24 protein-coding genes are annotated in these 23,885 nt (G+C 27.4%); 4 read left to right on the top strand and 20 right to left on the bottom strand.

The window, feature by feature from the left end; translation table 11 throughout:
- Positions 1–2: 2 nt before the first annotated feature.
- The 20 genes from AWT65_RS05105 to AWT65_RS05200 all read right to left on the bottom strand — a co-directional run bounded on the left by AWT65_RS05105 (position 3) and on the right by AWT65_RS05200 (position 20,781).
- Positions 3–1,925 carry a V-type ATP synthase subunit I gene (locus AWT65_RS05105; protein WP_066729964.1) on the bottom strand — a complete coding sequence of 641 codons (1,923 nt, stop codon included), beginning with the start codon at positions 1,923–1,925 and terminating at the stop codon, positions 3–5.
- A gap of 9 nt (positions 1,926–1,934) precedes the next feature.
- The gene (locus tag AWT65_RS05110) at positions 1,935–2,243 is read right to left on the bottom strand and encodes a hypothetical protein (protein WP_066729965.1); all 309 of its coding nucleotides are present in this window, start codon (positions 2,241–2,243) and stop codon (positions 1,935–1,937) included.
- Between the two features lie 2 nt (positions 2,244–2,245).
- Positions 2,246–3,229, bottom strand: coding sequence for an aspartate-semialdehyde dehydrogenase (locus AWT65_RS05115; protein WP_374041693.1), 984 nt, complete (start codon positions 3,227–3,229; stop codon positions 2,246–2,248).
- Positions 3,226–3,957 carry a diaminopimelate epimerase gene (dapF, locus tag AWT65_RS05120; protein WP_066729967.1) on the bottom strand — a complete coding sequence of 244 codons (732 nt, stop codon included), beginning with the start codon at positions 3,955–3,957 and terminating at the stop codon, positions 3,226–3,228. Before dapF ends, AWT65_RS05115 begins: the two co-directional genes overlap by 4 nt.
- A complete protein-coding gene (dapA, locus tag AWT65_RS05125) occupies positions 3,954–4,820 on the bottom strand; it encodes a 4-hydroxy-tetrahydrodipicolinate synthase (RefSeq protein ID WP_066729968.1) in 867 nt (288 codons plus the stop codon). The genes dapF and dapA overlap by 4 nt, the downstream gene beginning before the upstream one ends.
- 4 nt (positions 4,821–4,824) lie before the next feature.
- Positions 4,825–6,024, bottom strand: coding sequence for an aspartate kinase (locus AWT65_RS05130; protein WP_066729969.1), 1,200 nt, complete (start codon positions 6,022–6,024; stop codon positions 4,825–4,827).
- A 3-nt stretch (positions 6,025–6,027) separates the two neighbouring features.
- A complete protein-coding gene (locus AWT65_RS05135) occupies positions 6,028–7,446 on the bottom strand; it encodes a hypothetical protein (RefSeq protein WP_066729970.1) in 1,419 nt (472 codons plus the stop codon).
- Positions 7,443–7,787, bottom strand: coding sequence for a hypothetical protein (locus AWT65_RS05140; RefSeq protein WP_066729971.1), 345 nt, complete (start codon positions 7,785–7,787; stop codon positions 7,443–7,445). The genes AWT65_RS05135 and AWT65_RS05140 overlap by 4 nt, the downstream gene beginning before the upstream one ends.
- On the bottom strand, positions 7,784–8,473 hold the full coding sequence (locus AWT65_RS05145) for a class I SAM-dependent DNA methyltransferase (protein WP_066729972.1): 690 nt from the start codon (positions 8,471–8,473) through the stop codon (positions 7,784–7,786). Before AWT65_RS05145 ends, AWT65_RS05140 begins: the two co-directional genes overlap by 4 nt.
- Positions 8,473–9,837, bottom strand: a complete 1,365-nt coding sequence (gene glmM / locus AWT65_RS05150; RefSeq protein WP_066729973.1) for a phosphoglucosamine mutase — start codon at positions 9,835–9,837, stop codon at positions 8,473–8,475. The genes AWT65_RS05145 and glmM overlap by 1 nt, the downstream gene beginning before the upstream one ends.
- Entirely contained in the window at positions 9,834–10,403 is a 570-nt protein-coding gene (locus AWT65_RS05155) for a helix-turn-helix domain-containing protein (RefSeq protein ID WP_066729974.1), read from the bottom strand. The genes glmM and AWT65_RS05155 overlap by 4 nt, the downstream gene beginning before the upstream one ends.
- A complete protein-coding gene (locus AWT65_RS05160; RefSeq protein WP_066729975.1) occupies positions 10,403–10,630 on the bottom strand; it encodes a DUF1858 domain-containing protein in 228 nt (75 codons plus the stop codon). Before AWT65_RS05160 ends, AWT65_RS05155 begins: the two co-directional genes overlap by 1 nt.
- Before the next feature lie 9 nt (positions 10,631–10,639).
- Positions 10,640–11,494 (bottom strand): YitT family protein, encoded by an 855-nt coding sequence (locus AWT65_RS05165; RefSeq protein ID WP_066729976.1) that lies wholly within the window; start codon positions 11,492–11,494, stop codon positions 10,640–10,642.
- Positions 11,495–11,722: 228 nt separating this feature from the next.
- The gene (gene gltX, locus AWT65_RS05170) at positions 11,723–13,204 is read right to left on the bottom strand and encodes a glutamate--tRNA ligase (protein ID WP_066729977.1); all 1,482 of its coding nucleotides are present in this window, start codon (positions 13,202–13,204) and stop codon (positions 11,723–11,725) included.
- Positions 13,205–13,262: 58 nt separating this feature from the next.
- Positions 13,263–14,474 carry an ATP-binding protein gene (locus AWT65_RS05175; protein ID WP_066729978.1) on the bottom strand — a complete coding sequence of 404 codons (1,212 nt, stop codon included), beginning with the start codon at positions 14,472–14,474 and terminating at the stop codon, positions 13,263–13,265.
- A gap of 77 nt (positions 14,475–14,551) precedes the next feature.
- Positions 14,552–16,099 carry a phospho-sugar mutase gene (locus AWT65_RS05180; RefSeq protein WP_066729979.1) on the bottom strand — a complete coding sequence of 516 codons (1,548 nt, stop codon included), beginning with the start codon at positions 16,097–16,099 and terminating at the stop codon, positions 14,552–14,554.
- A complete protein-coding gene (locus AWT65_RS05185; protein WP_066729980.1) occupies positions 16,089–17,675 on the bottom strand; it encodes an NAD(P)/FAD-dependent oxidoreductase in 1,587 nt (528 codons plus the stop codon). Before AWT65_RS05185 ends, AWT65_RS05180 begins: the two co-directional genes overlap by 11 nt.
- A complete protein-coding gene (locus AWT65_RS05190; protein WP_066729981.1) occupies positions 17,672–18,874 on the bottom strand; it encodes a BaiN/RdsA family NAD(P)/FAD-dependent oxidoreductase in 1,203 nt (400 codons plus the stop codon). Before AWT65_RS05190 ends, AWT65_RS05185 begins: the two co-directional genes overlap by 4 nt.
- Complete coding sequence (locus AWT65_RS05195) at positions 18,864–19,565, bottom strand: epoxyqueuosine reductase QueH (protein WP_066729982.1); 702 nt, start codon at positions 19,563–19,565, stop codon at positions 18,864–18,866. Before AWT65_RS05195 ends, AWT65_RS05190 begins: the two co-directional genes overlap by 11 nt.
- Before the next feature lie 82 nt (positions 19,566–19,647).
- Positions 19,648–20,781 (bottom strand): tetratricopeptide repeat protein, encoded by a 1,134-nt coding sequence (locus AWT65_RS05200; RefSeq protein ID WP_066729983.1) that lies wholly within the window; start codon positions 20,779–20,781, stop codon positions 19,648–19,650.
- A gap of 271 nt (positions 20,782–21,052) precedes the next feature.
- Here AWT65_RS05200 and AWT65_RS05205 point away from each other — a divergent pair, with 271 nt between their 5' ends.
- The 4 genes from AWT65_RS05205 to AWT65_RS05220 form a co-directional block, all read left to right on the top strand.
- Entirely contained in the window at positions 21,053–21,652 is a 600-nt protein-coding gene (locus tag AWT65_RS05205; RefSeq protein WP_066729984.1) for a DUF6162 family protein, read from the top strand.
- Position 21,653: 1 nt separating this feature from the next.
- Entirely contained in the window at positions 21,654–22,547 is an 894-nt protein-coding gene (locus AWT65_RS05210) for a metal ABC transporter solute-binding protein, Zn/Mn family (protein ID WP_066729985.1), read from the top strand.
- Positions 22,547–23,239, top strand: coding sequence for a metal ABC transporter ATP-binding protein (locus AWT65_RS05215; RefSeq protein WP_066729986.1), 693 nt, complete (start codon positions 22,547–22,549; stop codon positions 23,237–23,239). The genes AWT65_RS05210 and AWT65_RS05215 overlap by 1 nt, the downstream gene beginning before the upstream one ends.
- 14 nt (positions 23,240–23,253) lie before the next feature.
- Positions 23,254–23,885, top strand: a 632-nt coding sequence (locus tag AWT65_RS05220) for a metal ABC transporter permease (RefSeq protein ID WP_066729987.1), incomplete at its 3' end; no start/stop codon positions are given.

The raw sequence follows: 23,885 nt of genomic DNA on the forward strand, positions 1-23,885 counted from the left end.
CCTTATTTATCTTCCTTTATATTAATATACTTTTCATCTATCTTAAAATCTTTAAATTCTCTTCCTCCACCTTCATAGAATTTTCCAAAGAATTCTACATATATCAATCTAGCAGAGTGTACATATGCACCTAGTAATGATAATAATAAATTAAATGTTTGCCCGAATATAAAGATCAATATTACAAATATTATTGTTGCTGGTTTGAAACCTACCATGGCACAAATTTGATTTACTGACAAGGCTATGAAACCACCTGATAATCCTAAAGCCATAAGTCTAGCATAAGATATCAAATCTCCCATATATCCTGATATTCCATATAATGAATAAACTCCTAAACCAATTCTACCACCAATATTTTTTACATCTCTTCCACCTGTTAGTATTATACCTATCATAGCTATTATCATTATATATTTTATTATTTTCATAACTAAAGGTGTAAATCCCATATATGAACCTAAAAGTAATAGTATAACAGTTGTTAAAGTGATATACCATAAACCAACATCATAAAAAGCATCCAAAGCTTTTCCATCTCTTATTTGAATATATGCCTTAGTTCCTAACCCAACAAATACATGTATTAAACCAATTATTATTGAAATCTTCAAAATTGTATTATAGTCTGTTGTTGGATTTATTAAACCTGGTATACCCAATGGTAAGCTGAAATATGAACCATATATAGCTCCCCATAACATTATTGAAAAACCAAGATAGAAAAAGAATTTAACATTTTTCTTTACGTTTTCCTTCAAATTGCAAGTTTTTAACACAATAAATGATAAAATAGTTACTAATAATCCATAACCAAAATCTGCAACCATCATTCCAAAGAATAACCAATAAAATGGTGCTACTAAAGGTGTTGGATCCACTTCATTATAGCTTGGCATAGAATAAGTTTTAACTAAGCCTTCAAATGCAGATGAAAATTTATCATTTTTTAATTTAATTGGTGCTGAATTTGAATCTCTTTTTACTTCTTCCATATTTAAGTAATAATATTTATCACATACTTTTTTTATAGTTTTTTCAAACAAAGCTTCTTTTTCAGTTGGTATATAACCTTCCAAATAAATTAATTTATTTGTTTTTGCAAAATCTTCACTTTTTTGTTCTCTTAATTTTTCATTTGAATAATATTCATAGAATATTTCTAGTGTTTCTATATCTAGAGCATATTCTGTAAATTGTTCTTCTATTTTAGTTAATTCTTTATTTGCTTGGTCTATAGTATTTTTATAATCTGAAATATATTCGCTAGGAGTTTTATTCAATTCAATATTAATAGAATTAAAATTAACCTTTCTAAGTGTTTCCATAGCTTCATCTTCATCACTATTTTTAAATACTATAGCAAGTATAGTTTCTTTAACAGTTTCATTTATTATTTCATAATAGATATTATCTTGATTTAAATCATTTAAATTTTTAGTAGCTATACTTCCAATTTTTACAGTACATTGCTTCAATTTCATAATTTCATTCTTAGATATATCTAACTTTGTTAAAGTAATATAATCTTGTATTTTTGCTTTTGAATTTTCAATAAGCTTCATATTTTTATCAAAATCAATTTGTAATTCTTCTACCTTCTTCAAAATAGTTTTACATTCATGATTTTGAATAAAATCTAAAAGTTCTTTATATGTAAAAGTTTTTTGTCCTTCTTTTAAAGCTTGAAAACCCCCTTTAACTTTTGCATACTTTCTTAATTTTTTAATTGCCTGATCTAATTTGTATAATTCTTCTTCAATATTTTCTAATTTAGCTGACACCACATTTTTATAGCCATAATCTTCTAAATTACTTTCAACGAAATCTACTTCTTTGAAATTTTGGAATGCTGTTAATATTTCCTTTTTATATTTTTCAAAAACCATCAAATTAAATCTTGTCATTTTCAATATTGCCATATTAACACCTTACTTCAATAGGTCAGATAAAATTGCTTTCACAACTTCATTCCCATTTTCCTTAACATTTACCAATATTTCATTTGCTTTGCTCGTAGCATCTTGTATTTCTATACTTAATTCGTCCCTTAAATTTTTAGTACTAGAAGCTAATTTATCTCCCAATTCCTTTTTCTTACTCTCAATTTTTTCTGAATATATTAACTGAGCTTTATTGGTTGCTTCATTAAGTATATCTTTTACCTTTTTGCTCGCATCAAGTACAATCTTTGCTGCTTGGTCTTCAGCTACCTTAATTTTGTCTAAGGCCTCCTTCATACCTACTCCTCCTTTTTCTTCAGAATTTCTTGTGCAATTTGTACAGCATTTGTTGCTGCCCCTTTTCTGATATTATCAGCTACTATCCACATATTAAGACCATACTCAACCGAAGAATCTCTTCTAATACGACCTACATAAGTTTCATCTTTACCTTCAACATATATAGGCATAGGATATTTACCTACTTCTACTATTACTCCTTCAGTATTTTTAAGTCCTTCTATTACATCTTCCAATTTAAAGTCCTTTTCTAATTCAACATTGACACTAACTCCATGTGAATATCTTACGGGTACTCTTACGCAAGTTGCTGTAACTTTCAAATTTGGAAGTTCTAATATCTTTCTTGATTCATCTATCATTTTTTGTTCTTCCTTTGTGTAACCTGAATCTAAAAATTTATCTATATATGGAATTAAATTAAAGGCTATTTTATCATCAAACTTTTGGCTAGGTAAACCTTGTAAATTATTTTCCAAATCTTCAAGTCCTTTCTTACCTGCACCAGATACAGATTGATATGTAGAATATACTACTCTTTTTAAACCATAAGCATCTCTTAAAAATTTCAATGCTGGCATAACAGTTATAGTTGAACAATTAGGATTTGCTATAATTCCTTTTTCAGGTATTCTATTTTTATTTACTTCAGGAACTATTAGCTCTTTATCTTTATCCATTCTAAAACAACTACTATTATCAATAACTATTGCTCCTTTTTTCACAAATTTAGGTGCAAAAACTCTTGATGTATCTGCTCCTGCTGAAAATAGAGCTATATCTATATCATTTGCTATATTTTCATCAGTTAATTCAATTATTGTATATTCAGTATTATTATACAACATTTTTTTACCTTTTGATCTTTTTGAAGCGTAAAGGTATAGTTTATTTATTGGAAAATTTCTCTCTTCTAAAACCTTTAACATTGTTCTTCCAACTAGACCCGTTGCTCCAACTACTGCTACATTTAACTTCATTATATTTCTCCTTCAAAAACTTTTTTTGCATCTCCTAACATATATATATCATCTTTTGAAATTGTTATTTCTAATACTCCGCCTAATAATTGTACCCTAACTTTTGGTTCAACCAAATTTTTTAAATTTGCTAAATATGCACTTGCACAAGCTCCTGTTCCACAAGCCAAAGTTATTCCAACACCTCTTTCATAGGTATACATTTGTATATTTTTTCTATCTTTTATATTTATCATATTTACATTAGTTCCCTTTGGAAATAGGTCTTTTCTATTTGACAAATCTTTTGCAATAATTTCTAATTCTTTAAGACTTTTATCAGCAATTATTACACAATGTTCAGTTCCAGTATTTATACTATTTAATTTTAAATCTTTATAAGAATATTCTAAAAAATCTATCTTAGCCTTGCCCATATATACTTTATACTTATCATCAATTTTTTCTATTTCTTTGATTCCAGCTAAAGTATATATTTTGGTATAGGGTATTTTCTTTGAATATAGATAAGCTGCATAACAACGAATACCATTACCACACATCTTAGCACGACTACCATCTGCGTTAAAAAATTTCATATATGGCAAACCATCTTTATATGTATGAATAATTAAACCATCTGCTCCTATTCCAAAATGTCTATCACACAGCTCTTTTACTCTTTTTTCATCTATATCTTCATCTAATATTATGAAATCATTACCCAAGCCTTGATACTTTTCAAATTTCATAAAAGTCCTTTCAACTTAAATAAATTCTTTAGTTTTTCTCTTGTTTTTGGTTCTGCACTAACCAAAGGAAGTCTAACTCTATTACTTGCAAGCCCTAAAATATCCATTGCTTCTTTAACTGTTACAGGATTTCCTTCTATGAATAAATTTCTACTTATATCATATAGATATTCATGCATTGCTTCCTTTTCTTCACCTTGTAAATTATAGAATTCTGAAACTTTTTTAGGTAAAATATTTGCTATAACTGATATTACCCCTCTGCAACCTACTGCACTCATAGGCATAATTAAATGATCTTCTCCTGACAAAATATTGAAATTTTTTCTGCATAATTTTCTAATTTCTATCATTTGTTCTAGGCTACCACTAGCTTCTTTAACACCAACTATATTAGGTATATGTGATAATTTTTCTATAGTTTCAGGTAATACATTAGATCCTGTTCTACCTGGAACATTATATATTATTAATGGTATATCCACAGCACTACTTATTGCTTCATAATGAGCTTGTATTCCTCTTTGAGTTGGTTTATTATAGTAAGGACAAGTTGATAATACTGCATCAGCTCCCAATTCTTTACAAATTTTTGTCAATTCTATAGCTTTTTTAGTAGAATTAGCTCCTGCACCTGCTATAACTTGAACTCTTTTAGCAACCTTATCCACTACAGTTTTTATAACCTTCTTATATTCTTCTTCACTTAATGTTGGTGTTTCCCCTGTAGTTCCACAAACGACTATACCAGAAATTCCATTTTCGACTTGGAATTCAACTAAATCTTCTAATTTTTCATAATCTACAGCATAATCTTCTTTAAATGGTGTAATTAATGCTGTATATGCTCCCTTAAATTCCATTATTTTATCCCCCTATTTTAAATTTTTGTGCAAGTAATTCTGCAACTTTCGTTGCTATATTTTCATTAACTATTAATGATATGCTAATTTCAGAAGTAGATATTTGATGGAAACTCAAATTATTATCCATCAATATTTCAAATATCTTTGCTACTACACTACCATGTGTCATAATTCCTATTCCAACCAATGAAACCTTAGCAACATTTTTATTAATTAATACCTTAACATCAGTTCCCATTTTTAAAGAAGAAAATAACTTATTTAATAAATTTTCATCTGTTCTTGCTGTTGTAAAAGCAATACTTCCATTTTCAGATATTACATCATTTTGGCTTATTATATCTATATTTATTCCAAGTTCACTAACTTTTTTAAATATAGGCTCAAGATTTCTAGCATAAGTCGCTATACCATCTATTGTAACCATCAAAGTATTTGAATTTACAGAAATACCAGTTATTTCTTGCTCTTCCATCTTACACTCCTTAACTATATTTGTTCCATTTTTTTCACCTAAGCTTTTTCCTACATAAATAGGTACAGAATACTTATACCCCAATTCTATAGCTCTAGGTTCCATAACTCCTGCCCCAAGATAAGCAAGCTCCATCATTTCATTATATTGTATAGTTTTTATCTTAGTTGCTTTTTCATAAATTCTAGGATCTATTCTATAGATACCATCAACATCTGTATAAATTTCACACTTACACTTCAAGGCTGCTGCCAAGGCTACTGCTGTTGTATCAGAACCTCCTCTACCTAAAGTAGTAACATCTCCCATACTATTTATACCTTGAAAACCTGCAACTACAACTATCTTCCCCTCTGAAAGTAATTTATCTATTTTATTTGTATTTATTGTTTCTATTATATTTTTAGTATGCACACCTTTTGTAATTATTGGAATTTGTTCTCCAGTTAATGATATACTAGGAACTCCTATATTATTCAAAGCTATAGCTAAAAGAGCTATCGTTTGATTTTCACCTATAGACATTAATCTATCTAACTCTCGCAAATTAGGATTTGTTGTAATTTCATGAGCCTTTGCTATCAAAGCATTTGTAGTTTTTCCCATAGCGGATACTACTACCACTATTTTTTCTCCACTTTCATAGATTTTTTTCAAATGCTTTGCAATATTTTCTATTTTTTCTATAGTTGCTACAGAAGAGCCTCCATATTTGTGAACTACCATATCTTACCTTTCTATATCTGCTTCTACTTCTATACTCTTAGTTAATTTTATTGGCAATGAACTAAATGACTTATCCATATTTTTTATTTCTTTTATACTTGTAATTTGATAAGCTTTAAAGTTTTTTAATTTTTCTATAGCATTTTCTAAAGCTTTAATATATATATCCTTGTCATCTATTTCATAATATACACTTATATTATCCAAGTTCATTTTACCTAATTCAATAAATATTTCATTTAATTTTTCCATATCTTTAACCTTAGCAGTTAAAATATGTGATAAAAACATTTTTTCCTTGTTATTTCTTATATTTTTAATACTTTGATTATTTATCACCAAATTAACTCCATTTGCCTTGAATTCTTTTATTATATTTTCTGCCTTTTTAACTGCCTTATCTCTTGTATTAGCTTCCACCTTCAATTTGTCTATATTGGTTAATAAATATCTTATATTTTTTATTTCAGTTGGTTTTAATTCTAGTGTGGTTATTTGTTCTATTTCATCTGAGTATGACTTATAGTATTCATAACTTTTTGTTTTAAAACCATATGCTTTTAATTTTTCAACTAAATTATCATCATTAACTTCTACTGTAATATTTGCATTACTAGCATCAACATATTCACTAGCATGTCCATATACTTTTATTTTACCATTTAATTTTTTATATGAATTATTTTTCAAAATATATTCTACTTTTGAATTTACTATAGTGTTTTTATTTGGAACTTGTATATTACTATCCATTGCTTTGTAATACATTGGGAAAATATTTCCAATATTTTCATTATTCAATTCACTTAAAACAAAATTTTTGTCATCAAAGCTATATTTCAATAAATCTGATATTTTTTTTGCCTTTTCTTTTGTATTATAAAGGATATCATTATATGGAACATTACCATTATCATATAAATATTCCGGATTATTTATATCTAATTTATACTTTTTACAAAGATCAATAATCTCATTTATTTCCTTTAAATTTTTAACTTTAATTAGATAATTCTTATACACCTTAGGTTCATTTGAATAAATTTTTTCCATATTAAAACTTACTAATTTAATATTTTTTAATTTTTCTACTTCCTTTAGCATCTTTTCTATAACTTCTTTTTTTGTATTAGCTTTAGTTTCAAAAAGCATATCGTATTTTTTGTTAAAAACCACACTTAGCTTATATCCTTCTACTTTTTTTTCATAAATATTTGAAAAATTTAGAAATTTAAAATCTGTAGAATATTTTTCCAAGTTTTTTGAAAAATTAGATATATCTTCTTCTTTTTTATTAGATATTTTTATCAAAGCTTCTTTAGGCTTTTCATTAATATTCGCATCTTGAAATAGGGTTAATTTTATTTCATTTGAAAATGTCAAAAATTGTACTAAACTCACTAAAAATAGCATTTTTTTCATTTTTTATGCCCTCCAATTTCTTTAAATAAAGACCAATAACCAGTCAAAATACCTAAAACAATCAAAACAATCAATAATACTGGTTTACTTTTTAAAAAATAGTATTTAACCAAGATATAGTATATTGTTAATAATAAGATGCAGGGTGCTGTTAAAGTATAAATAAAACCTGTTGCTGTAGTAAAATATTTTGTAAATTTACTAATTTTTATTTTTTTCTTTTCATGACCATCTTCATCAAAATTCTTTTCATCCTTTGGTAAAAAACTAATACTCTCAACTAAGTCTGAATATTCTGAATCATTTAACTTTTTTAAATCGTCATCTAATTTTTTTTTCATATTTCTCTTTTCTTTGCAATTACAAAAATTCTTGCTTCTCCATATTTTGAATTCTTTGCCACATCATATAGAATATATGAATTATTATTTAAAACTTCTATAATTTCTTCCATTTCATAAATATATTTCGTATAATGTTCTACATATTTTTTATATAGTTCTCCTTGTTTTATAAATAAATCTATATCTATATTATGAATATTCTTCTTTTTCTTTTCATGTCTCCATATTGCTGTATAATTTTCTTCTTCGTCTATGAACAAATCATTTTCAAAAATTTCGTCAAATATTTCTTCACTAACTATATCAAAAATTAAAATTCCATTATTATCTTGCATTTGAGAACAATGTTTAATAAAAGAAGAAAAATCTTTTAAATAATTAACAGTATCAAAATTACACATTATATACTTGAATTTTTTATCTAATTTATTTTTTTGTATATCTACGCAAAAATATGGAATTTGACTAGCTTTTTTTCTTGCTACTTCAAGCATAGACTTAGATATATCTAAACCTATTATATCAAAACCATCTTCATAAAATAGCTTAGTTAAGCTAGCCGTTCCACAACCTATATCTAATATATTTCCTTTTTTTATATATTTTCTTAAAAATTTATACCATGAATTATAGTCTACATCTTTTGTAAATTCATCATATATTCTTGCAAAATCGTCATGCATTAGCATAACTCATTTCTAACTACATCACTTAATTCTTTTACATACTTATCAACTAATTTTTGTTCTTTAGCTTCAACCATTACTCTTATCAATGATTCAGTTCCTGATGGTCTAACTAAAATTCTTCCAACTCCAGTTAATTCTTCGCTAGCCTTCTTTATTGCATTGATTATTACTTCATTTTCATGCCATGTTAGCTTCTTTTCTTTTGCAACTTGTATATTTTCCATTTTTTGAGGCCATAATGTTATTTTTTCTACTAATTCGCTTAATTTTTTCTTTGATTCTATTACAGCTTGAACTAATTGTATTGATGATAAAATTCCGTCCCCTGTTGTATTATGGTCAAGCATTATTATATGTCCAGATTGTTCTCCACCTAAGTTTAGTGATTGTTGTTGCATTTTTTCTAGTACATATCTGTCGCCTACATTTGATCTTACTAATCTTATTCCTTTTTTATGTAAATATTTTTCAAAGCCCATATTACTTAGTACTGTTGTTACTACAGTGTTTGAATTAAGTAATCCACGTTTTTTAAGATTCATTGCAATTATTGCTATTGTTAAATCTCCATCTATTATATTACCTTTTTCATCAACAGCTATTAATCTATCTGCATCACCATCATATGCAAGACCTATATTAGCTTTGTATAATTTAACCATTTCTTGTAATAGTTGTGGATGTGTTGAACCACAGTTAACATTAATATTCTTCCCATTTGGAATATTATTAATAACTATTACATCTGCTCCCAAGCCTTGGAAAACCTTTGCTGCCACACGGTATGCTGCTCCATTTGCTGTATCTATAACTATCTTAAAGCCATTGAATTTTATATGTGCTGTACTTCTTAAAAATCTTCTATACATCTTCATATCGTCTTCAACGAAGATAAATCTACCTAATCTTTCTGCTGGAACTAGATTTTGCATCATTAATTCTTTATTATCCATATATCCTTCTAATTCTTCTTCTATTTCATCTGGTAATTTGAATCCATCACTACTGAATATTTTTATACCATTATCTTTTATAGGATTATGTGAAGCTGATATCATAACACCTGCATCAACACCTTTTACTCTTGTTAAATAGCTTATCCCTGGTGTAGGTAAAACTCCAACGAAGTCAATATTTACTCCAATTGCAGTAAGTCCTGCTGAAAATGCAGATCTTATCATATATCCTGATATTCTTGTATCTGTTCCTAATACTATTTTAGGTTTAACATCCTTATTCTTATTATTCTTGTTTAAATAATATCCTAATGCTAGTCCCAATCTTGTAACAAGTTCTATATTCAAATCTTTATTTGCTTCTCCTCTAATACCATCTGTACCGAAATATTTTCTACTCATTTTTTTACCCTCCTAATGATATATTCTAATATATATTCTATAGATATTTCTTTAACTATTTTTATTTCATCACTTTCTAAAATATAGCTATCATTTACCTGTTTTACTTTATATAGCTTATCAGCTATTAAACAATAGCTATTATTTAAATTTTCATTTGTATATTTTTTAAAAGCTAAAATATCACCTTTAACAAAATCAAAAATATCAAAGTCAATATTAACAAAAAGGCTTAAATTGGTTAATGTATTAAATAAATTTCCTCCTCTAGAGTAAATTTTTTCACTACCATCACTTTTTAAGCCCTCCTTAGTTAATATTTTTTTTATTAGCTCATAGTTTTTAGCTTTTAAGCGTTCTTTTTCATAAGCTTTTAATTGTTCTCTGTCTTCACCTTCTATACCAAGTGAAATAATCAATTTATTTAAAAGATTTTTAGAAGCTTTTCTTTTATCATTCATAATATTGCTCAGATATTGTGGACTTATTCCCAAAAGCTTAGCTAAATCATCTCTTTTTATTTTTTTCTTTATATATTTTTTTAAAATATTACCTGTAGTTTGCATTAATAATCAAGTTCTCCATTTTCCTGCATTTCTATTAGCATATTTATTTCATCTATAACTATATCTGGATCTAAACCATGTACAGCTATACCTTCATATACTGTTTCCATTTCAGAAATGAAACAACCTGTGCAACCTAGTCCATATCTCATCAATACTTCTGTTATTATGGGATATTTTTCGACAGCTTCTAATATACTCATATCACCTGTAACTCTTTTTTCCATAAAAACCTCCTATATTGGATCAAGATGGAATTTACCATAAAAATCTTCTGTCTTATATATATTTATAATAGCATTGGAATCTATTCGATTTATAATATCAACAACTTTTCTAACATCACTACTAGATACCACTGCATAAAGTATACCATATTCTTTCTTTGAATAACCACCTTCTCCTCTTGCTTTTGTAATTCCATGATGAATTACTTTCATATATTCTTGAATTATTTCATCAGGACATGCTGTTATAACCTGTATAGTAACTCTTACATACCTAGTATAAAATTTATTCACTGTATAAGTCGTTACAAATTGAAAAATTAATGAATAGCCCGCCTTATCCCAGCCAAATAAGAAACCTAATGCTAATAAAAGAATAGCATTAAATGCAAAAATATATTCCCAAATAGTTTTACTTATCTTATTTGCAACATACAATGCAATAAAATCTGTTCCACCAGTTGAACCACCAGCTCTTAATGCCATAACTAATTGTAACCCATAAATAAAGGCTCCAACAGTTACATTAAGTATTACTGAAGTAAATATTGGTTTGAAATTAAATATTACTAGGAATATTGAAGCTAGTACTATTTGTAACAAAGACATAAGCGTAAATTTTTTACTAATAGACTTCGCACACACCAATGCAACTGGCAAATTAAGGACTATTAAGAATACCGAAATTGATATATTAACATGTACTATATTCAACCCCATATGTAATAATAGTGCTAAACCAGTAAACCCCATGGCTATTAAACCTGAAGACTTCATCATTGATTGTATAACAAAACATTGAATAAATGCCGATCCAACAATTAACAAGATGTTTTTAATAAGCTTCGTTGTACAAATTTTCATTAAATCATTCCTTCTTTTATTATTAATATAATTATATCATTTTTAAGTCTTTTTTTCTATAATTAGGCTATTTACATTCAAATTATTCTTTTTAAAAATTTAATGTATAATATTGTGTTTTATCTCTAAATCTTTACACACAAACATACCTCGCCGAATTTATATTTTAATTATATCATACTTTTATTTTTTTCTTAACAGTAAAAAAAAACGCCATTCGGCGTTTTCTTAAAATTGATTTATTCTATCTAAACATCTTTTCTTACCTATTATAGAAATTACTGTATATAAGTCTGCACCTCTTGATTTTCCTGTCAATACCGCTCTTAATGGCATTAATACTGCTGATGGTCCTTCTTGTAATTCATCTTGTAATTCTTGTAATATGTTTTTTGCTTCTTCTTCTGATATTTCTTCATTATATTTTTCTAATTTTTGTTTGAACAAGTCAATTGCTTTCTTACCAACTTCAGAATTAAGTGCATCAAGTATTCTTGTTACTGATTTTCTTTCTTTTTTATTCATTCCTTCTTCAATTTTAGGTAAATCAAATTTATCAATGAAGTAAATATCACTTAATTTTGCTAGCTCTTTTAAAGTATGTGCTCCTTCTCTTATTATTTCAACTATTCTTTCAAATTTTTCTTCCTTTAATCCTGAAAGATCATATAGTTTTTCATAAAAAGGTCTTGCAAGTTCAGCCAATTCTTTTACTGGTTTCAATCTCATATGATGATTATTAACCCATGCTAATTTAACTAAGTCAAATACTGGTCCACCCAAAGAAATTCTATCAAAAGTAAATTCTTTTACCATTTCATCCAAGGTAAATATTTCTTTTTCACCTTCCATGCTCCATCCCATTAATGCTAAGAAGTTTAACATTCCTTCTTTTAAATACCCTTCTTCTCTATAATAGTTCAATGACACTGGATTCTTTCTCTTTGAGATCTTAGTTTTATCTGCATTTCTAAGAAGAGGCATATGATACCAATTAGGTTCTTGCCATCCAAATGCTTTATACAATTGTACATGCTTAGGTGTTGAAGCTATCCATTCTTCTGCTCTAATTACATCTGTTATTCCCATCAAATGATCATCTACAATATTTGCTAAGTGATATGTAGGGAATCCGTCTGATTTTAATAGCACTTGATCATCAATACCACTATTATCAAATGCAATATCTCCTCTTAACTTATCCTTTACTATTGTTTGACCATCATATGGCATCTTTAATCTTATTGTATACGGTATATTTTTCTTTTTTAAGTCTTCTACTTCTTCTTTTGTTAATTTTCTACAATGTCCATCATACCCTGGTGCTTGATGCATTGCTTCTTGTCTTTCTCTTAAAGCTTTTAATCTTTCTTGAGTACAAAAACAGTAATATGCTTCTCCTTTTTCAACTAATTGTTCTGCATATTTAGCATACATTCCCATTCTTTCAGATTGTCTATATGGACCACAAGGCCCTCCTACATCTGGCCCTTCCTCATAATTTAGACCTAGCCATTTCATTGCATCAAATATTTGTTGTTCAGATGTTTCTGAATATCTTGTTCTATCTGTGTCTTCTATACGGAGTATGAATTTACCTCCATTATGTTTTGCAAATGCGTAATTGAATAATCCAATATACGCTGTACCTACATGTGGATCTCCTGTTGGTGAGGGAGCTATTCTTACTTTAACTTTTCTATCTTCCATTAAATTAGGTTCTCCTTTTTTCATATATGTTTTATGATAACATTAATATTTTTACTTGTCAATTTATGCTTCTTTCACACAAAAACTGTATAATGTTTAAATGTATAATCCCATTTTGGCTAAAATTTATTTTATCCATTGATAATACATATTTTGGATAGTTATCTTCAACTTTTTGATATACACCAAATTCTCTATTTCTAGTTTCTTCTGTTTCTAGTAAATATGAGACTTGATAATATTCTTTTTTATCTCCTTTTACTGCTATGAAGTCAATCTCTTTGTCATTGACTCTACCTATATTGACCTTATACCCTCTTGATAAAAGCTCTATATATACAATGTTTTCTAATATTCTTTCAATATTTTTTTCATTTGAAAATCCTTTTGCGTATCTTAATCCATGATCTGTGATAAAGTATTTTTCATCTACACTTAAAATTTTTTTGCCTACAACATCATATCTTGGTACTTTTTTTATAATATACGCACTTTTTGCATATTCTAAATAGTTTAATATTGTATCAACAGAAATATTTCTATTTTCATTTTTCAAAAATTTTTGTATGCTTCTTGAAGAAAATGTTTGCCCTATATTCTCAAATACATAAGTTAAAATACGATTAAACATATCAACATCTCTTACCTTATTGTATTCAATAACATCCTTTACTATTACAGTATTATACAAATCTTGTAGATATTTAGCACATGAATTTTCATCTAAATCAAAATACTTAAGAAATGGTATACCACCTATATTTATATATTTTTTAAATAGTTCTTCATAAACTAAATTTTTATCTGAATAAAGTTTTAAAAATTCTCTAAAATTAAATGGCTGTATCTCAATTTGTATATATCTTCCTGATAACAAAGTAGAAATTTTAGATGACATCAAACTTGAATTTGAACCAGTAATATATATATCATAATTCTCATCAACTCTTAGTGCATTTATGACTCTTTCCCAATTTTTAACTAATTGTATTTCATCAAAGAACATATATACCTTATTTTTTTTATCTTTTAGTAAAGGGTTTAAATACTCTACCAGTTCTATATCTGTTTTAATTTTCAATAATTCCAATGTTTCAAAGTTAAGATATATTTTATTACTCTCGTCAATATCTTTCAAAATTTTTTGTGATATTATCTTAAGAAACGTAGATTTTCCTACACGTCTCATTCCTGTTATAACTTTTATTACAGGCTTATTAATAAAGGGCTTTATTTTATCAATATATTCTTTTCTTTCAACAAAATCCATAGCACCACCTCATGTAGATTATACTATGGATTTTTATGTATTTCAACATCTTTGTAGACTATACTCGACAAATTACTTTAATGTGTGTCTATAAATCTCTTGATTTCTTCCTTGTATTCTTTTGCTTTTTCTTCACCTATTGCATAAATATATACCTTTAATTTAGGTTCTGTTCCTGATGGTCTAATTAAAATTCTTGTTTTATCAGGATAGTCAAATTGTAGTACATTTGATTTTGGTAAATTAGTGTTATCATTTAAGTAGTCTATCTTCTTAATATCTAACTTTCTAAATTCTTCCATAATCTTTTTAATTTGTTCTTTTCCTTTTTCGCCTTCAATAGTAAGATTTATTCTTTTTTCCCTGTAATTTCCATATTTATTTTGTATATTTTTTAATTGTTCTATTAAATTACTTCCATTTTTCTTGTAATATGCTGCCATTTCAGCAACCATCATAGTAGCACTAACTCCATCTTTATCTCTTGTTGTTGTTCCATAAAGAAAGCCAAAGCTTTCTTCAAAACCAAACAAGTAGTCTTCTTCACTATTCTTTATTATCTCACCTATATACTTAAATCCTGTCAAAGTCTTTTTAACCCGTATACCCTTAACATTCTCTACCATAGGTGTAGATACTATTGTAGTGGCAACGACATTTCTTTTTGATGTATCTCTTGTTTTTAGGATATAGTCTAGGACTAACATCCCTATTTCATTACCTGTTAAATATATATATTCACCCTTATTTGGGATAACAACACCTATCCTATCAGAATCTGGATCATTACCTATAATTATATCGGTATTATTATCCACATATTTGATAGCTTCATCAAAAGCTTCCTTATACTCTGGATTTGGACTTTTTACAGTAGGAAAGTTCCCATCTGGTTTAAATTGTGTATCAACTATTTTAACTGTATATCCCATTTCTTTTAATATTTTTGTTACAGGTATACCTGCTGTACCATGTAGTGGTGTATATACAATATTTACATTACCTTGCTTTATGCTTAATTTCTTTATATCCTCGATAAATGCTTCATCTATATTTTTATCTAATACTTCAACTAATTCAGTATTTTCATATTTTATATCTTTTAATTCTACCTTATTTATTTCATCTATTATTTCATTTACATAAGGCGGAACAACTTGACCTCCGTCTTCTAAATATACCTTATACCCATTATACTCCTTAGTATTATGGCTAGCAGTTATTGCTATACCCGCCTTTGTTTTTAATTTTATAATAGCATAAGTCATTTCTGGAGTACTTCTAACACCATCATAAATATATACTTTTATTCCATTAGAAGACAAAACTTTTGCTGTTTCATTTTGAAATAATTCCGAATTAATTCTACAATCTCTTGCTATTACAACAGATATATCAGTGTTATATCTTTTTTTTAAATAATTTGCTAGACCTTGACTTGCTCTTCTTATTATATATTTATTAAGTTTATTAGTACCAAGCCCCATTTTTGCCCTTATTCCTCCAGTACCAAAACTAATATATTTGCAAAAATTTTCTTCTAATTCTTCTTTAGACATTTTTAAAATAGTCTTTTTGTCATCTTCATCTATATATTCACTTTCAAGCCATTTTTTATATAGCATTTTTTATATCCTCCATAACTTTTTCTGCACATTTTATTCCATCTACTGCTGCTGTCATTATACCGCCTGCATAACCAGCACCTTCTCCACAAGGTATTAATCCTTTTATGTTACAATTAAAACTATCTTTATCTCTATTAATTCTAACTGGAGATGAACTTCTACTTTCTACACCAGTTAAAATAGCTCCTTTTTTTGAAAAATTATTAATTTTTTTATTTAATTGCACCAAACCTTCTTTTAAGCTTTCATTTAATATAGGTGGTAAAATACCATTAAGGTCTGTTAGTGTATAACCTATGCTATAGCTAGGCTTTACATCTAATAACTTTGTTGTCTTAATTCCTTTAATATAATCTGTAGCTAATTGAACAGGTGCTTTATATTTTCCTCCACCTAATTCAAAGGCTTTTTTTTCTATTTTTCTTTGAAATTCAATACCTGACATAACATCTTCTTCTAAATCACTCGGTTCAACATTAACCAAAACTGCTGAATTAGCATTTTCTAAATTTCTTTTATTATAGCTCATTCCATTTATCGCAAGGTAGCCTTGTTCACTAGAAGCAGGTACTACCACACCTCCAGGGCACATACAAAAAGTGAAAACTCCTCTTTTTTGTTTTGTTCTTACATTTATCTTATATTCTGCAGGTGGTAATAACTTTGAATAATTTTTTCCATATTGACACTCATTTATATATTCTTGCTTATGTTCTATTCTAAAACCTACTGCAAAAGTTTTTTTTGTTAAATTAATTCCTCTATTTTTTAACATGTATAGTGTATCTCTTGCACTATGACCTATAGCTAAAATACAATATTCTGTTTGTAAATTATATACACCCTCAGGGGCTTCCACTACAAGTTCTTTTAAAGCTTCATTTTCGTATTTTATATCCACTAATTTATTAAGAAATCTGTACTCTCCACCCATTTTTTCTATTTGTTTTCTTATTTTTTTTACAACATTTACCAAAATATCCGTACCTATGTGGGGTTTAGCTATATATGATATTGCTTCATCTGCACCAGCACTTATCAATTCATCTATAACTATCTTATTTCTATTATTATTACTATTAGTCGTTAATTTACCATCTGAAAAAGTTCCAGCTCCACCTTCACCAAATTGCACATTAGAAATTTCATTTAACTCTCCAGTTTTAAAAAAATGATACACTGTTTCTACCCTTTCATCAACAGCTTCTCCTCTTTCAAGTATAATTGGCTTAAGTCCTGCTTTTGCGAGTATCAAAGCTGCAAAAAGTCCTCCAGGTCCACTACCTACAACTACTGGTCTATTAACCTTAGCCCCTTTCAAATTAGGAATTTCATATTTTAACTCTTCTATTTTCTTTATTGTATTATCATCTATATATTTTTCTTCATTTTCTATTTCTATATCTACAGAATATACATAATATATATTAGGTTTTTTTCTTGCATCTACAGCTCTATTAGCTATTTTAAATTGCTTGATTTCTACACGAGAATTTAATTTTTCATATATCTTTTTTTTCAAATCTTCTTCCGTATGTTCTATATTTACCTTCAATCCCGTTATTCTTATCATATTTCACCCCCTACTAACAGTCCTGTTGCAAAAGCAAATTGTAGATTATATCCACCACATTCTCCATATATATCCATTATTTCTCCTACAAAGTATAGACCCTTTACTAATTTAGATTCTAAGGTAATTTCATTTATATACTTTGTATTTATTCCTCCTGCTGTAACCTGTGCTTGTTTAAAGCCCATAGTATCGTTAGCTTTTATTTTATACTTTTTAAGTAAATTTGCTAATTTATTTATTGTTTTATCATCTATTTCTTTTATACTTAAATTTAATTTATCTATTCCTGCTTTTTTTAATAAAAACATACCTAATTTTTTAGGTAAAAAACCATTTAAAAACTCTGTTGCTTCCAATTTATTTAATATTTTTTTTCTTTTATACAAATATTGCACTAACTCAAATTCTTCCATTTCAGGAACAAAATCTACAGAATATACTAAGTTAAACATATATTTTGGCAAAAGATATGATAAATTAAATATTGTAGGCCCTGAAATTCCATATGGAGTAAATAGTAACTCTCCTTTTTCTTTTCTTATACATTCATTCATATATTCTGCACTAACAACTGCGTCAACCTTTATTCCTTCCAACCCTTTTACATATTCTTTTTCAGTTTTAAGCTGTACCAAAATAGGTGTAAGTTCTGTTAAGCTATGTCCAAATTTCTTCGCTAGATTATATCCACTTCCATCTGAACCTAAATTTTGATAACTATAACCCCCCGTAGCTAAAACAAGCTTTTTTGAATAATATTTATTATTAACACAAAATAGCTCTCCATTTTTCTCAATTTTATCAATTATATACTCTAATTTTGTTTCTATCTTTAGTTCATCTAACTTTAATCTTAAGCTATCCACTATAGAAGAGGCTTGCAAAGATCTAGGATAAGTCTTACCTTTATTTTCAGTATATGGACAAATACCTAAATTTTCAAAAAAATTTATTACTTTTGAACTTCCATAATTATTTAATAAATTCTTAATTAATTTTTCATTTATACCTGTATATTTCGTATAATCTGCGTTCAAATTTGTAAAATTACATCTCCCATTTCCTGTTACTAAAACTTTTTTTAATATTCTATCCTTATGTTCTAATAACAAAATTTTCTTTTTTCTACTTCCTGCTTCTATAGCACAAACAACACCAGCTGCTCCTGCTCCTATTATTATACAATCAAAAACCATGTTCTTTTCCTTCTTCAATCGCTGCCTTAAATTTTTCTCTGTCTGCTGCATAAATACAGCCACAATAGCACTGTCTATATACATCATATAGTTCACATAATTCTATAGATCTTTTATAGCCATTATTTTTTTTAAAATCTGAGGGCAAATATTTTGTTGCATATATTCCCTGTATATGAAAGCCTATTTTATTAATCAATTGTGAATTTTTCATTGGACTTAATGTTAAAGCTGACCCAAAATAGTCATAACCTAATTCTACAGCTTTTTTTGCAACTATATCTAATCTATATGCAAAGCAAGCACTGCAACGAAGTCCACCTTCTTTTTCTTTTTCAAGACCTTTCATTAATTTATAGAATTCCAAAGGTTTGTATTCATCCTCTATATATTTAACATTATTTCCAGTTTCTCTATTAAAATTTTCTATAAATTTTCTTTGTTCACTACTTCTTTTTCTATATTCATATTCAGGATGTATATTAGAATTTGCAAATAGAATCGTAATATCTGCATATTCACACATAAATTCAAGTGTATATGTACTACAAGGTGCACAACAACTGTGAAGTATAACTTTAGGTTTTGTATCATGTTTTTTCCATTGTTTTATAACCTCTAGCAACATCTTATGAAAATTAATATTTTCATTAGGTCTTGCTGAATTCAATAATTCTATCGCATCAAACATATTTCCTCCTTACTTGTCATTATTATACTATTTTTAGCAAAAAAAATGTACCACTAAGGTACATTTTTCATATTATTTTTCTTTATTTTGTTTTAGCAGATTCTTTTATTAACATTTCAATTTCTTGTACTAATTTATCTGCACCTTCTATTTTCTTATTAGAAGCTTCTTTGGCTACCTTTAGTGCTGAATCTAATTTCCCCATTTTTCCTAAAGTTATTGCCATTATTAATTCTGCTCCTTTTTCTTTTCCAGCAATTGCCATTTTTGCATATTTTTCTGCATCATTTAAATCATTGATAGTTAATAGATATTGAGCTACACCATAATATCCTTGTTTTGCTTTTATAATATTAGCATATTTTGCTTCATCTTTTGCATCTTTAGATAAAATTGCTAAAGTAAATAGATTTTTTACATTAGGTTCTATTTGTTTATTTAATTCATAAGCCTTTAAGAAATATTTTTTAGCCTTTGCTAGTTCATTTACATTTGTATAAATTACACCTATTCTTGCATATAGCATATCTTCTTTTGGATTTATTTTTATTGCTTTTTCAAAATAGCTATTTGCTTTTTTAGCATTTTTCTTTTCTAATAGATTATATTCAGCTAATATTAAATTAGTTTCTGATGCTATAACAGGTACTTTTGAATTTAAAGTTTTACTCAAATGTAACATAGCTTCAGTTTCATTTCCTTTTTTAAGGTACAATTTCCCTAATGTTATTTCAAAAGCATTTTTAAAATCTTCTCCTTTTGCTTCTACCCTTTTATTTAATGTAGCTAATTTTTCTGTTTCATTTGTGCTTTTATAGTCAAATGCTAAATTAACCATAACATCAATTTGGTCACCAACTCTTGCATCAAGCATTTCTAAATATTCAATTTTTTCTTTTAATGTCTTTGCATGATCTGCTAATAGAATATTTGCATTAATTGCATATTGACTTTTTGATGTTTTATCTTCACAAGCTTTCTTCAAATACATTACTGCTTCTTCTTCACTCTTTGAACCAGATGTTGCTAAAAAATAATTAATATATTCATATTCAACATTTTCACCTTTTGCATTTTTTGATTCTTTTAAAATTTTAATTGCTTCTTCATTCTTTCCTTTTTTAAATAACTCATTAGCCTTATTTATATCTTCTTTTGGACCTGCTAATGCTACTAAACTTGCTATCATTGCTGACATTGCTAGTATCTTTTTCATAAATTTCCCCCTCTATATAACTATAAGTATTACATGTTCTTTTTCTTTTGTAAATTATACTATATTTATTTTTTTTTGTCTATTTTTTCTATTATTTTTTTCAGTTCAAAAGCTTTTTTAAACCTTTCTTGTCGATAATATATACCCTAAACTATATTTCAGCAAATTCAGTTCAATATATTTGTTGTTTGTATACTAATAAAATTAATAATTTTACTTTGACAGTCAAAGTATTTTATTCTTGAAAATTTATTCCTAAAGTGTTAAAATTATGTCAAGAATGGTGGTGATTGCGATAAAACAAGAATTAGTAAAGCCTGCTAGTCCAAAAAAAGAAACAATATTTGTTTCCATAACCATAATCATCTTAGCTATCATTGCAGGACTTTTATTATATTTTACAAATCCTAAAACTTATACAAAAGAAATTTCAAGTTCACAAATTTCTAGTATAAATTTAAACAATGAAGAAATCTCAATATTCTCGAATTTAGGTCTTTTTGCTCAAGATTATGAAATGTTAAAAAAAGACAATAAAGACTTAAGTCCTAAAATATTGGATGAAGAATTATTTTACACGCCTTTTACAAAAGACGCCTCGTGGGAAAGCACTGGAAAACATAAGTGGACCATGTTTACACACGATAATTTTGTTTATTATGTTGGAATTAGTTCCGACAAAAAGGTTGCTGGAGATTTCTTTTTAATAATTAATACAAAAGATTTTAGTTATAAGATTAGATATTCTAAAGACTTTAAAGAATATAAAGAAAATATGAATAAAGAAACCTTAGCACACTCTATTAATCAACTTAAAGAAGTTGTTGCTTACACTGGCGACGACTTATCAAAGGAAGCGAAAGGAAATTAAAATGAAAAATAAGATTTTTGTTATTTTAACAATGTTTTTATGTTCAATATTCAACTTTGCTAAACCAAAGGTTGGTATCACTTTGTTACCATATTATAGTTATGTAAAAAATGTAGTTAGAGATAAAATGGATGTAGTTCCTGTAATACCTGCTAATGTTGATGTACATTCATACCATCCAACTACAGATGACATGAAAAAATTAACTAATCTTGATTATATTGTAATAAATGGAATAGGTCATGATGAATTTGTTAAACCTATGATAAATGCAGCAAGAAAGAATAATAAAAAATTAAAGGTTATTAATGCTGATGCACAAACTTCTGTAATGAATGTTGCTGGTCAAAAAAGAGGAAGAGCTAGAAATCCTCATACCTTTATATCAATAACTCAAAGCATACAACAAATAAACTATATTGCTAAAAGATTAGGAGAATTAGATCCTAAAAATAGAGCTTTCTATGCTTCAAATGCTAGACAATATACTAACAAATTGAGAAATATTAAAATCCAAGAATTAAGAAAAGTTCGTGGACTTAACTTATCTAATATAAAAGTTGCAACTACTCATGCAGGTTATGACTACTTATTAAATGAATTTGGTTTAACAGTTAGCCTTGTTATAGAACCACAACATGCACAAGCACCTAATGCAAGTGATTTAAAATATGCAATAGATAAAATAAAAAGAAATAAAATAGCTGTCTTATTCGATGAAGAAGGTGGAAATCCTAGAAACGCAATTACTTTACACAAAGCCACTGGTATAAAGATAGCACACTTATCACACATGACTAGAGGTAACTATACAGCTGATGCCTTTGAAAGATTTATAAGACATGACTTGTCAAATGTTGCCACTACTTTAAAGAGTCTAGCGAAAGGTAAATAATGGTTAAAGGAATACAAATAGATATTAAAAATTTATCACTTAATTTAGGTAATACTTCCATCTTGGAAGATATCAATTTAAGAATAGAAAAAGGCAAAATTAATTGTTTGATTGGTCCTAATGGTGGTGGAAAGACTTCTCTTATCCGTTGTATTTTAGGTCAAGTACCATATGATGGGCAAATTGTACTTAGTTATGAAGATAATAATAAAATAGGGTATGTACCTCAATTTTTAGAATTTGAAAGAAATTCACCTATTACAGTAGAGGACTTTTTAATGCTTTGCTATCAAACAAGTCCAGCATTCTTAGGGGTTTGTAGAAAGAATAGAAAATATTTTAATGAAATTTTAGAAGAAGTCGGTTTAACTGAAAAAAGAAAAAGATTACTAGGTAATTTATCTGGTGGAGAATTACAAAGACTTTTACTTGCTCAAGCTATCAATCCTAGACCTAATCTTTTAATTTTAGATGAACCTTTTTCTGGTATTGATACCGTTGGTGAACAATATTTCATGAATGTTATTTCAAAATTAAAAAATGAAGGTGTTACAATATTATGGATACACCATAATATAAAGCAAGTCCGTAAAATGGCTGATGTTGTAACTTGTATAAAGAAAAAAGTTTGCTTCAGTGGAGAACCTGAAAAAGAATTGACTGATGATAAATTACTTGATATTTATGTCTAAAGGAGAAGAAAAAAATGTTAGATGCAATTAGAAACTTTTTTATGCACCTCGCAGAAATAGGAGTTTTGCCAGATTATTTTAAATATGCTTTCGTAATTAATTCCCTATTATCTGCTCTATTTATAGGTCCAATTTTAGGTGGTTTGGGTACTATGGTTGTAACTAAGAGAATGGCTTTCTTCTCTGAATCTATAGGTCATGCTGCACTAACAGGAATTGCCCTAGGTGTTTTATTAGGTGAGCCTTATGACTCTCCATATATTATGCTCTTTACATATTGCATAATTTTTGCTTTATTAATTAATTTTACAAGAAATAGAACAAAAATGTCTTCCGACACTCTTATTGGAATCTTTTTATCTATTTCTATAGCACTAGGTGGAACATTAATAATTTTTGTTTCTTCTAAAGTAAATTCACATATGTTAGAAAGTGTTTTATTTGGTTCAATTTTAACAGTATCTGATAGAGATATTATAGTTCTATTTTTCTCAACTATACTTTTAATTTTAATTGTTATACCAAATTTCAACAAAATGCTTTTATCAAGCTTCAATACTAATTTAGCAATAGTTAAAGGAGTTCGTGTAAAATTTTTGGAATATATGTTTATCTTGCTAATTACTTTAGTTACAGTTTCATCAAT

It is taken from the genome of Sneathia sanguinegens (assembly GCF_001517935.1).
Lineage (GTDB): Bacteria > Fusobacteriota > Fusobacteriia > Fusobacteriales > Leptotrichiaceae > Sneathia > Sneathia sanguinegens.